The following is an 11,926-nucleotide window of genomic DNA, read 5'->3' as shown; positions in this document are numbered from 1 at the left end:
GGGCGACCGAAGGATCTCCCATAAAACCGTGTTTTCTGAGATTCTTCGGCCTTCGGCCTCAGAATGACCTTTTTAGCGTTATTATTTTTAATTTCGGTTAAGGTGCGCACTTTTAAAACTTAAATCGCTCTAAAACTGTGCACTTTTAATTTTTAAATAACAAAACGAGCTTCCAATCTTGACTTTTATAGGGCAGTGTGTTAAAAATAGTAGTTGATTTTGGCGCGATAGCCAAGCGGTAAGGCGGGAGTCTGCAAAACTCTTATGCGTCGGTTCAATTCCGACTCGCGCCTCCAGAGGAAATTTTTGGCAGCCGGGATGCTGAAATTGGTATACAGTACGGACTTAAAATCCGTTGGAGCCTAGCTCCGTGTGGGTTCGAGTCCCACTCCCGGCACTATTTAAACCGATGAGGAACGAGAACCCACAAAAGGGGTTTTAGGGGAAAAAGGATTTTTCCCCTAAAGCAAAGACTTTTTTGAACTGAAAGGGAAGAGGAATATTAAGGGGAAACCGTTAGGTTTCCCCTTAAGGAGCGAGCGAACACTTCAGATGTGCGCGAGCGACGGGTGAGATTTGGAAAGGAGACGATCATGAATAAAAGGTTTGCTGTTGTAACAGGATTGATTGCCGTAGCCCTCCTGTCTGTTTTTCTGTTTGTAACTCATTGTCCGGCATTTAGAGAACCGGAGATACCGGGTGTGGTTAGGGATGTTCTGGAGAAATACGCCCGTAAGTTTCCCCAGGGAAGGCTCGATTATGCCGGCAGAATAGGAGACCGGTTTTTCATCGGCATTATAGTTTTCCCGCAAGAAACAGAACTGGATGTTCGTTATGTATTGGTGGGAAAATTTAAAGAATGGCAGCCGATCGCTGAATTTGAAAAGTTGGATTATTAAAAGAAAGAGAGGCGGGAAATGAAGAAATTTTGTACAGTATTTTTAATAATAAGCGCTTTTATGTTGTTTGCGCTGAATTTACCGGCAGCGGAAAAATATGATACGAAATTGCCGAAAAAGATCGATGATCTGGTAAAACAATTGGAGCATAAAAGCGTTAAAGAAAGGCAGAAGGCAACTAAGAAATTAACAAGAATCGGGCGGCCCGCGGTAAACGATCTTTGTTTTGCTCTTAGTGATAACGATAACAGGTTTGCCAGGATGTGTTGTGCTGAAGCGCTTGGTATTATCGGTGATGCTTCAGCGGTCCCTTCTCTGATTAAGGCCTTAAGCGACCAGAACTCTCGAGTGAGGGCATTTAGCGCCCGGGCCCTGGGAGAACTTGGAAACTCCTCAGCCGTTACGCCGTTAGTAAAGGTTGTTAAAAAAGATGATGCTTCGATCGCCCGGGTATTTGCTGCTACCGCCTTGGGAAAACTCGGGGACCGAGAGGCAGTTTCTACGCTGCTCAAGGCCTTAAAAAACGATGAGGATGTTGAGGTGAGGGTAGCCAGCGCCAATTCGTTAGGCATCTTAGGGGATGTTTCCAGCCTCAGTTCATTGTGTGAGGTATTGCTTGACGATAAAGATACAGGGGTCCGCGTGGCTTGCGCTGATGCCTTAGCTGAACTTGGCGACCGTGAAGCTTCTTCGTTTTTAGCCGAGGCTTTGTTAGAGGATCATGCTCATCAGGTTAGGTCAAGCTGTGCTTTCTCTTTGGGCAAGGTAGGGACAAATAGTGCTGTCCCGGCTTTGATCAAATCGCTAAACGACGAATATAGAGATGTGGTTGTCTATAGCCAGGATTCGCTGGTTAGCATTACCGGCAGGAACATCAAGGGATATAATAATTGGCAGCAGTGGTGGGAAGATAACAAAGATCTGTTGGAATAGGACGCTTAACCCGGCTAAATAAACTGCTAAATTGCTAACCTGTTAAATTGATACTTCGTAAAAGAAATATATAGAGATTAGAAGAATCTTCAACGAAGAGTCTTATCGAAATTAATTAAAATTGATTGTCCAATTTAGCAATTTAGCAATTTAACAATTTATAAGGGGGCGGTTGGCGCAGTTGGTTAGCGCGTTTGCTTGACATGCAAAAGGTCGCTGGTTCAAATCCAGTACCGCCCACCATAACTATAAAAGTCATAAGTTATAAGTCGTAAGTCATAAGTATAATTTACAACCTATGACATAAAACTTATGGCTTAAAGGAAGTATGAATTGAACTTAGATATTTTAAGGCATAGCGCTGCTCATATTTTGGCCCAGGCGGTTAAGGAGCTTTATCCGGAAACAAAATTGGCCATTGGCCCGGCTATCAAAGGCGGTTTTTATTATGATTTTGACCGAGGGCTGGCCTTTGGCCTTGAGGACCTGGCCAGGATAGAAAATAGGATGAAGGAGATCATCAGCCGCAACCTGTCATTTACCTATCAGCAGATTCCCAAGAAAAAGGCGATTAGCCTATTTAAAAAATTGAACGAAACCTATAAGCTGGAATTGATCGACGAAATAAAATCTGATCAAGTTTCGATTTATCAACAGGGAAAATTTACAGACCTTTGCCGTGGTCCGCATTTGGATTCTACCGGCCAGGTCAAGGCATTTAAACTGTTAAGCATAGCCGGGGCATATTGGAGGGGCAGTGAATCCAACCCCATGCTCCAGCGTATTTATGGCACGGCTTTTCAGACAGATGAGGAATTGAACAAATATCTGACAACCTTGGAGCAGGCCAAACTGAGAGATCACCGTAAACTTGGCAGAGAGTTAGGATTATTCAGTTTTCATAACGAAGCCCCGGGTTTCCCTTTTTACCACCCTAAAGGAGTGATCCTTTATCAGGTATTGCTGGACTTCTGGAGACAGGAGCATAAAAAGAGGGGATATGTCGAGATCAAGACTCCCTTGGTTTTAAAGGAGGAGCTTTGGAAACAAAGCGGGCATTTTGACCACTATCGCGAACATATGTACTTTACTGCTATTGGGAAGGAAAATTTTGCCCTCCGGCCGATGAATTGTCCGGGAGGACTGTTGTTTTATAAAGAAAATCTGCATTCTTACCGGGAACTACCGATAAAAATGGCTGAATTAGGCCTGGTCCACCGGCATGAGCTTTCCGGCGTCCTGCACGGCCTATTCAGGGTTAAAGCATTTATGATTGATGATGCCCATATATTCTGCATGCCTTCTCAGGTAACCGCTGAAATTATCAGGGTAAGCGAACTGATACTTTACTTATACCAGGCAGTGGGATTTAAAGATTGCAATATTGAGCTTTCGACCCGGCCCCGGGATTCTATGGGCTCTGATCAGATCTGGGAAGAGGCGACTAATGCCCTGAAAGATGCCCTGGCCAGTCTCAAGGTAGATTACAAAGTCAACGAAGGCGAAGGCGCTTTTTATGGGCCCAAGATAGATTTTCATATCAAGGACTGTTTAGATCGGACCTGGCAGTGCGGTACTATCCAGGTTGATTTTTCTATGCCTGAGAAATTCGATCTTGAATATATCGGAGAGGATGGCCGATCCCACCGGCCGGTGATGATCCATCGGGCAGCCTTTGGCTCAGTAGAGAGATTTATCGGTATCCTGATCGAGCATTATGCCGGCGCGTTTCCTGTCTGGTTATCTCCTGAACAGGTAAGGGTTATGTCTATTGCCGATCGTCATATCGAGTATGCAAAAAAGGCGGCATCAGAGATGGAAAGCGGAGGCGTCAGAACCAGCCTGGATCTGCGTAATGAAAAGATAGGCTATAAGATCAGGGAGGCCGTTGCTCAAAAGATACCTTATATGGCAGTAATCGGCGACAGGGAAATTGAAAATAAGGATATTTCAGTCAGAGAAAGAAGCAGTAGGGATCAGGACAGCCGGAAACTGAGTGATTTTATCAAGAAGGTAAACGAAAAGATTGTAAATAAAAAATGAAAAGGAGGTGATAAACATCGCTAAAGAAACAAGGATTAATGCCCGAATTCGGGCTAGAGAACTAAGAGTTATCGGAGCTGAAGGAGAACAACTGGGCATTTTGAAGACTCCCGAGGCGTTAAAGTTGGCTGAACAAAAAGATATGGATTTAGTTGAGGTAGCGCCGGAGGCTGCTCCTCCTGTTTGCCGGATTATGAATTATGGCAAATTCAAATACAGCCAGAGGAAGAGAGAGCGGGAAGCCAGGAAGAAACAAAAGTCAGCAGGCCTTAAAGAGATAAAGTTTCGCCCTACTATCGAAGAGCATGATTACCAGGTGAAGCTTCGCAGTGCCCAAAAGTTTTTAGAACACCATAACAAGCTTAAGATTACAATGATATTTCGCGGCAGGCAAATAGCCCATTTTGAGCTGGGGAATCGGATTATTAAACGTTTGATTAAAGACCTGGAGGCAACCGGCCGTGTAGAAAGAGGTCCTTATCGGGAAAGAAAGATTTTAATAACTATTATTGTCCCGAACTAAAATAGCAACAGGGAGATAACATGCCGAAGATAAAAACAAAGCGGGGTGCAGCTAAGAGGTTTAAGGTTACCAAAACAGGCAAGGTAAAAAGGAGTAAAGCGTTTCGGGGGCATATATTGACCAAGAAATCCGGCAAGAGAAAACGGGCATTGCGCTCTCCGGGGTTAATAGATAAAAGCAATCAAAACAGGATTAAAAGATTGATACTCTATAAATAAATTAAATTGTTATACTGTTATACTGTTATATTGATATAGCAATATAACAATATAGCTAAGGAGGAAGATATGTCGCGAGTAAAAAAGTCACCTGCCTCCCGGAGGAGAAGAAAAGGGTTTTTAAAGCTTGCTGAGGGGTACAGGGGTGGAAGGTCCAGGCTTTATCGAACTGCCCGGGAAACAGTTCAAAAAGCGCTGGCCTATTCATATAGAGACAGAAAAGTAAAGAAGAGAGATTTCAGGAGACTTTGGATAATCAGGATAAATGCCCAGGCCAATCAAAACGGCATTTCTTACAGTAATTTCATTGACGGTCTCAAGAAAGCAAAGATAGCTCTGGACAGAAAGATGCTGGCCGAGTTAGCCGTTAATGGTAAAAAGGCATTTGCCGAACTGGCCAAAATAGCTAAAGAAGAGTCCAGGGGTAAATGAACAAATTAAGTCCTCCCCAGATAGTGGCCCTAAGTTTTTTGCTGGTTATTATAATCGGGACTGTCTTATTGAGTTTGCCGATATCTATTCAGGGCCGGGAAACGATAGATATTATCGACGCGATCTTTACCGCTACCAGCGCTACTTGTGTTACCGGGTTAATAGTCAAGGATACGGGAAGTTTCTTTTCGCCGTTCGGCCGCGCAATAATATTGCTCCTGTTCCAGTGCGGAGGGTTGGGGATAATGACTTTGTCCACCCTGTTTGCTGTTCTGTTGGGCAGAAAATTGACCATCAGGAGAAACGTTATTGTCCAGAGCGCTTTAGGCCGCCATAAAATAGAAGGCTTAACCACATTGGTCAAGTACATTTTATGCTTTACCTTTGGGATAGAGCTTTTAGGCGCCGGTCTTTTATTTCTGAGGTGGATTCAAGGCCCGGGTGTTTCAATTAAACAAGCCGCCTGGTGGTCAGTATTCCATGCCGTTTCAGCATTTTGCAATGCCGGATTTTCCCTGTTTTCCGATAGCTTTGCCGGTTATCGGGGTGATTGGTATGTCATTTTGGTGATGAGCATAATGATCATTCTTGGAGGGCTGGGTTTTGTCGTTTTAATGGATACGAGAAAACTGAAATTCTGGCGCAGGAATAAGGCCTTTATTTTTAAAACGCTTAACCTTCAAAGCAAGGTAGTCCTGACATTAACCGTTTTTTTAATTCTGATTGGAATAATCTTTTTCTTATTTTCAGAAGGCCAAAATACATTAAAGGGCCTTTCTTTTAAGGACAAAATTTTAGTGTCATCTTTTCAATCCGTTACTTCCCGGACAGCCGGATTCAATACTATAAATATCGGCGCGCTGCGGATGGGAACTTTGTTTTTCTTGATGTTTTTGATGTTCATCGGGGCCTCGCCGGGTTCGACCGGCGGCGGGATAAAGACCGCTACTTTCGGGGTGGTGGCGGCCGGTCTCTGGGCTATGATCAAGAACAAGAAAGAGGTTTCGATTTTTAAAAGAACCATCCCTAAAGATGTTGTTCGTAAAGCCCTGGTGGTTTTTTTGATGGCCCTGGGTTGGATTTTATTGTTCAGCCTGGCCCTTTCCGTGGTAGAAGGAGAAAATGTCGGCCGGTCGTCAAACTCATTTTTGCCTATGCTGTTTGAAGTAACTTCTGCCTTCGGAACCGTAGGGTTATCCACAGGCCTGAGCTCTAATTTGACCAGCCTGGGCAAGGTGTTGATTATTCTAACGATGTATGCCGGCAGAATCGGACCGCTGACTTTAGCTCTGGCGATTGCCTTGCGTGAAGAAAAAGTAATTTATAGATATCCCGAAGAAAGAATTATGGTTGGATAGGCAGGAGGAGATAGAGATGAAACAATTTGCAGTGATCGGTCTGGGAAGGTTTGGGTTAAGCGTGGCTCGGATTTTGAGCGAGAAGGGCCATCAGGTATTAGCAATAGACATTCTTGCTGAAAAGGTCCAGGAGGCCTCATCGTATGTTACTCAGGCTGTTCAGGTAGAGATTACTGACGAGAAGGGTTTAAGGGCTGTCGGCATTGAACATGTAGACTGTGCCATAGTGGGCATCGGAGGCCTGGAGGCAAGCATTTTGGTCACTTTGACCTTGAAGGAAATAGGGATAAGCGAGATTGTGAGCAAGGCAGTTAACGGCCTTCACGGCAAAGTACTGCAAAAGGTGGGCGCGACAAAAGTGGTTTTCCCCGAACGCGATATGGGAATAAAACTGGCTAATAGCCTTGTTTCTCCCCGGATAATCGAGCAAATCGACCTTTCCTCGGATTACAGTATTATGGAAACAGCGGTGCCCCGGGAGTTTACCGGAAGTTCGTTAGCGCAATTAGGAGTAAGGGCAAAATACGGCATTACGATTATTGCGATCAGAAGGAAAGAACCCGTGGTTACCGAAGAAGGGAAATCCGAGGTCAGGGAGTCAGTGAATATCCTGCCGGAAGCCAATTACATAATCAAAGAAGATGATGTCCTGATAATAATCGGCAGCAATAAAGATATAGAAAAATTAAAGAAGAAAGGTTAATATTTTTAATGAAAGAATATTTGAAGGAGATAGAAAAAGAAGCCCTGGGCCGGATAGGGCAGGTAAGCCGCAAACAGGACTTGGAAAATCTGGAAAGAAAATACCTTGGTCGCAAGGGAAAGCTTTCTGAGGTCATAAAAAAAATAGGGATGCTTTCCTTAAGCGAGCGGTCCTTGGTCGGACAGACAGCCAATCGGGTCAAGGAAAAGATATCCCGGCAGATACAACTCAAGAAAGGGTTTTTAAAACAATTGCCTGGCCGGGCAGCAAAGGAGAAAATAGACATCAGTCTTCCCGGGGTTTTGCCGGATATCGGCCACTCCCATCCGATCACTCAGATTATTGAGCAGATAGCCGGGATTTTCTCAAGATTAGGGTTTCATCTGGTAGAAGGGCCGGAGATAGAAACAGAATATTATAATTTTGAAGCCCTGAATATGCCTGTTTTTCACCCTTCCAGAGAGACCTTTCACACATTCTATACCACCGATAATTTTCTTCTGCGCAGCCAGACCTCGACAGTTCAGATCAGGGTTATGGAAAAAAGGCAACCTCCTATTTCAGTGATTGCTCCGGGAAAGGTTTTCCGTCCTGATGCTACTGATGCCAGCCATTCTTTTATGTTTCATCAAGTAGAAGGATTAATGGTAGATAAAAAGGCAACCTTTGCAGAATTAAAGGGTATTTTAACTGTATTTTTAAAACAGATGTTTGGCTCGAAGATCAAGATGAGGTTCAGACCTCATTATTTTCCTTTTACCGAACCCAGCGCAGAGATAGATATATCCTGTATAATTTGCAAAGGTGCCGGCTGCCGGGTTTGTTCGCAGAAAGGGTGGCTTGAGATTTTGGGGGCGGGCCTTGTTGACCCGGCTGTGTTTAAAGCGGTAGGATATAATCCAGAGGAGGTTACTGGTTTTGCCTTTGGTATGGGAGTGGAACGGATTGCTATGTTGAAGTATGGAATAGACGATATCCGTTTATTGTTTGAGAATGATTTAAGGCTGTTAGAACAATTTTAGAGGCTGTATGAAAGTAACTTATAACTGGCTGAAAGATTATCTAAAGTCTGATATTTCTCCGGATAAACTGGCTGATAAACTGACGATGGGAGGGCTGGAGGTTACGTCTTTAGAAAAGACAACAGCCGGAGATTGGCTTATGGATTTAGAAGTTACTACCAATCGTCCGGACTGGTTAAGCGTGCTTGGTGTGGCCCGGGAGGCAGGTGCGATAACTGCTAAACCAATAAGCCTGCCGCCTGGTTCTATAAGTAAAGCGGTGGATATCAAAGATCAAAGAATAGAGGCAGTGATATTAGACCCCCGTGGCTGCCCGCGATATACAGCTCGTTTGGTTACAAATCTAGAGCCGAGGCCAACCCCGCAATGGATGAAGGAAAGATTAGAAGCAGTGGGTTTGAGGCCGATAAATCTTATTGTGGATATCACTAACTTTGTTTTGTTGGAATATGGCCAGCCGCTTCATGCTTTTGACTATGATAAGTTAAAAGGATCTAAATTATTTATCAGGCGGGCCAGAAAGACAGAAAAACTCTTGGTCATTGACCAGAAACTGATAGAGCTTGATCCGGAAATGCTGGTAATAGCCGATAAAGACAGGCCGGCAGCATTGGCCGGCATTATCGGAGGAAAAAATTCCGAGGTAGATCCAGGGACTAAAAATGTTTTATTAGAAAGTGCATATTTCGATCCTATTTTAATAAGAAAGACCAGCAGAAAACTGGGGTTAGTCACCGAATCTTCCTACCGGTTTGAGAGAAGAATTAACCTGGAGGCGGTAGCCGAAGCTTCTAGCAGGGCTTGTCACCTTCTGGAAAAATTAGCCGGCGCAAAAATAGACCGGACTATTGTAGATATCGGCAAAAAAATCTGCGAAAGAGAAAAAATCTGCTTAGATCCCCTTAAAGTAAATCAGACCCTGGGAGTGGAATTATCCGCTAAGCGCATTTGCGATCTGCTTAACCGGCTGGACCTGAAGGCCGTCATTGCTAACGATAAGGCCATTGAGGTAGAGATACCGTCCTTTCGCAGGGATCTAACCAGGCCAATAGACCTGATCGAGGAGGCCGGCCGGATATACGGGTATCAAAATATCCCGGTGGTTACCCCGAAGATTAAAGTTAGCACTCTTAAGCAGGATTTGACTAAATCTGTCGAATTAAAAGTCCGCCGACTTTTAGTATCAGCAGGGTTAAGCGAGATTATAAATTACAGCCTGATCAGCCGTAATACGCTCAAAAAAATAAACATGCAAAACGAAAAAGTTGTTTCTGTAAAAAATCCCTTGACCAGAGAACAGGAAATTATGCGGCCCGGTTTATTGGGAGGAATGTTAACCACGGTTAGCCGCAATAAAGATAGAAGAATAGATGATGTCAGGATCTTTGAGCTCAGCCGGGTCTACCTGCCCGAAGGAGTTAAAAAACTGCCTGTCGAACAACTGAATTTATCAATTGCCTTTAGCGGGAAAAAACTGCCGAGCTGGAGGGTAAAACGGGGGCCTTTTGATTTTTATGATTTAAAAGGCCTGCTGGAAGTCTGTCTGGCGGATTTGAAAATAACTGACTATAGGATTATTGACCGGCAGTATCCCTGGTTAAACCCGGCCAGTTCAGCCTGTTTGGAGATCGGCAGCGATTATATCGGTTATCTAGGGGAAGCAGCCGAAGATTTGCTTGACAATTTTGATTTAAACAGCCCGGTTTATATTCTTGAGTGTAATTTTGATAAATTAGTTTCGCATAGCGTGCTAAAAAAGAAATTCAAACCAGTTATTAAATACCCCGCTGTTTGTTATGATGTAGCCGTGGTAGTCAAGGAGGCCATTGCCTCCGGAGAGGTGATTAGCCTGGTCAGGGCTGCCGGCGGTAAGTTGGTCAACAGGGTGGATTTATTTGATGTCTATCGGGGGAAACAGGTTCCCGAGGGCTGCAAAAGCCTTGCTTATTCTGTTGAATACCAGGCTGTTGACAGGACATTGACAACTAAAGAAGTAGACCAGGTGCATTCTAAAATTCGGCAGGACTTAGAGAAGAAACTGGGCGCTCGGATCAGATAAATAATGCTTGCAGCAGGTTAAAAAATATGGTATACTTTTAACAGATAAAATTCCCTGCCCTGCGCGAGTTGATTTGATACATCTTGTTCCAACAAATTAGATAAGGGAATCTGAGATTAGGTATAGATTACAGGCCCCTGGTTTCAACAAGGGGAAGTAAGAAGTATCTAAAGAGGATACCCACCTGTATGCACGGGTTCAAAGATGATCATTTCACACGGCTTTGGGCGGGGATTTTTAATAGCCAAAGATTTTATCAATGAATAACGAACCAACCCTTTTTGAACAAATCAACCTTTCCAACCGCAGTAAAAACTCTCCGTTACCAATCAGGATGAGACCCACCAGCCTCGAAGAATTTATCGGCCAAAAGCATATCCTCGGCAAAGGGAAACTGCTCAGAAGGGCTATCCAGGCTGATAAAATATCGTCTCTCATTTTATACGGGCCGCCGGGAAGCGGGAAAACCACTCTGGCTTACGTAATAAGCAACATTACCAAAGCGCAGTTTATCTGTTTAAATGCCGCTGTCTCAAACGTAAACGACATCCGCCAGGCGATAATCAAGGCAAAACGCGGCCGTTCCTTAAATAATCAACGGACCATTTTATTTATTGATGAAATCCACCGTTTTAATAAAGCCCAGCAAGATGTTTTGATGCCTGATGTTGAACAGGGCAATGTAATTCTGATCGGGGCCACGGTGCATAATCCGTTCTTTTCGATAGTCTCACCATTGCTTTCCCGTTCCTTGATCTTTGAGTTAAATCCATTAACCGCCGATGAACTGATGACCGTATTACGCGCTGCCTTAAGCGATAAACAAAGAGGCCTGGGAGGCCTGGCGATAAACATGGAACATGATGCGTTGAGGCATTTAGCCGGGGTTTCAGGAGGTGACTGCCGCCGTGCGCTTAATGCCCTGGAGATAGGCGCCCTGACCACTGATCCTGATAAAGACGGAGTTATAAATTATACCAGCAAGGTAGCCGAGCAGTCTATCCAGAAAAAGATGGTTGTCTATGATAAAGGTGGAGATGGGCATTATGACAGCGCATCTGCGTTTATCAAGTCTATGCGGGGAACAGATCCGGATGCAGCGCTTTACTGGTTGGCAAAGATGCTCTATAGCGGGGAAGACCCCAGGTTTATTGCCCGCAGGATCGTAATCTGTGCTGCTGAGGATGTGGGCAATGCCGATCCTCAGGCCTTAATCCTGGCTAATGCCGCCCTTCAGATCTCAGAATTTGTAGGTATGCCTGAAGCAAGGATTCCCCTGGCTCAGGCAGTAACCTATATTGCCTCTGCGCCTAAAAGCAATGCATCTTATCTGGCTATTGAAGCAGCAACAGAGGATATAAAGAAACAAAAAGGATTAAACGTGCCTGAATTTCTTAAAGATTCGCATTATCCCGGGGCAGAGAGATTAGGCCGCGGCAAGGGCTATAAGTATTCTCACGATTATAAAGGCCATTTTGTAAAACAGGACTATCTTTCTCAAAAAAAGGTATTCTATAAACCAACCGGTATTGGCTATGAAAAGGTAATCAAAGAAAGGCTGAATAACCAGGCTGCCCGCCCTAAAACCCCATAGAGATTATCTGTTATCTAAAAATTAAAACTGCACAGTTTAAAGTTTAAAACTGCACACTCCCCAAGTCCTTAATTTTGTTCTTTTTAAGATAGGTGTCATCCTGAGGGAGCGTAAGCGACCGAAGGAAGTCCTGAGTATTCCC

General features: G+C 44.2%; 10 protein-coding genes, 3 tRNA genes, 1 other RNA gene and 1 pseudogene. All 15 read left to right on the top strand.

Translation table 11 applies throughout. From position 1 onward, the window contains the following. Positions 1 to 221: 221 nt before the first annotated feature. The 15 genes and pseudogenes from U9Q08_02550 to U9Q08_02480 all read left to right on the top strand — a co-directional run bounded on the left by U9Q08_02550 (position 222) and on the right by U9Q08_02480 (position 11,784). A tRNA-Cys gene (locus U9Q08_02550) sits at positions 222 to 296 on the top strand. 16 nt (positions 297 to 312) lie between these two features. Continuing rightward, positions 313 to 397, top strand: a tRNA-Leu gene (locus tag U9Q08_02545). Positions 398 to 593: 196 nt separating this feature from the next. Next, positions 594 to 899 carry a hypothetical protein gene (locus U9Q08_02540; GenBank protein ID MEA3328599.1) on the top strand — a complete coding sequence of 102 codons (306 nt, stop codon included), beginning with the start codon at positions 594 to 596 and terminating at the stop codon, positions 897 to 899. 18 nt (positions 900 to 917) lie between these two features. Then, positions 918 to 1,832 (top strand): HEAT repeat domain-containing protein, encoded by a 915-nt coding sequence (locus tag U9Q08_02535; GenBank protein MEA3328598.1) that lies wholly within the window; start codon positions 918 to 920, stop codon positions 1,830 to 1,832. Positions 1,833 to 1,998: 166 nt separating this feature from the next. After that, a tRNA-Val gene (locus U9Q08_02530) sits at positions 1,999 to 2,075 on the top strand. A gap of 108 nt (positions 2,076 to 2,183) precedes the next feature. Continuing rightward, positions 2,184 to 3,875, top strand: a pseudogene (gene thrS, locus U9Q08_02525) (threonine--tRNA ligase). Between the two features lie 7 nt (positions 3,876 to 3,882). Continuing rightward, positions 3,883 to 4,398, top strand: coding sequence for a translation initiation factor IF-3 (infC, locus tag U9Q08_02520; protein MEA3328597.1), 516 nt, complete (start codon positions 3,883 to 3,885; stop codon positions 4,396 to 4,398). 20 nt (positions 4,399 to 4,418) lie between these two features. Beyond that, entirely contained in the window at positions 4,419 to 4,616 is a 198-nt protein-coding gene (rpmI, locus tag U9Q08_02515) for a 50S ribosomal protein L35 (protein MEA3328596.1), read from the top strand. A gap of 69 nt (positions 4,617 to 4,685) precedes the next feature. After that, the gene (gene rplT, locus U9Q08_02510) at positions 4,686 to 5,048 is read left to right on the top strand and encodes a 50S ribosomal protein L20 (protein MEA3328595.1); all 363 of its coding nucleotides are present in this window, start codon (positions 4,686 to 4,688) and stop codon (positions 5,046 to 5,048) included. Further along, entirely contained in the window at positions 5,045 to 6,406 is a 1,362-nt protein-coding gene (locus U9Q08_02505) for a TrkH family potassium uptake protein (GenBank protein ID MEA3328594.1), read from the top strand. Before rplT ends, U9Q08_02505 begins: the two co-directional genes overlap by 4 nt. A 16-nt stretch (positions 6,407 to 6,422) precedes the next feature. Then, on the top strand, positions 6,423 to 7,109 hold the full coding sequence (locus U9Q08_02500; GenBank protein ID MEA3328593.1) for a TrkA family potassium uptake protein: 687 nt from the start codon (positions 6,423 to 6,425) through the stop codon (positions 7,107 to 7,109). A gap of 8 nt (positions 7,110 to 7,117) precedes the next feature. Next, complete coding sequence (pheS, locus tag U9Q08_02495; GenBank protein MEA3328592.1) at positions 7,118 to 8,131, top strand: phenylalanine--tRNA ligase subunit alpha; 1,014 nt, start codon at positions 7,118 to 7,120, stop codon at positions 8,129 to 8,131. 7 nt (positions 8,132 to 8,138) lie between these two features. After that, positions 8,139 to 10,190 carry a phenylalanine--tRNA ligase subunit beta gene (gene pheT, locus U9Q08_02490; GenBank protein MEA3328591.1) on the top strand — a complete coding sequence of 684 codons (2,052 nt, stop codon included), beginning with the start codon at positions 8,139 to 8,141 and terminating at the stop codon, positions 10,188 to 10,190. Positions 10,191 to 10,238: 48 nt separating this feature from the next. Beyond that, positions 10,239 to 10,428: non-coding RNA, 6S RNA (gene ssrS, locus U9Q08_02485), on the top strand. Between the two features lie 21 nt (positions 10,429 to 10,449). Further along, positions 10,450 to 11,784, top strand: coding sequence for a replication-associated recombination protein A (locus U9Q08_02480; GenBank protein MEA3328590.1), 1,335 nt, complete (start codon positions 10,450 to 10,452; stop codon positions 11,782 to 11,784). The last annotated feature ends 142 nt before the right edge of the window (positions 11,785 to 11,926 follow it).

The organism is Candidatus Omnitrophota bacterium, from assembly GCA_034717435.1.
Classification (GTDB): domain Bacteria; phylum Omnitrophota; class JAUWXU01; order JAUWXU01; family JAUWXU01; genus JAYELI01.
This window is presented reverse-complemented; position numbering and strand designations above follow the sequence as displayed.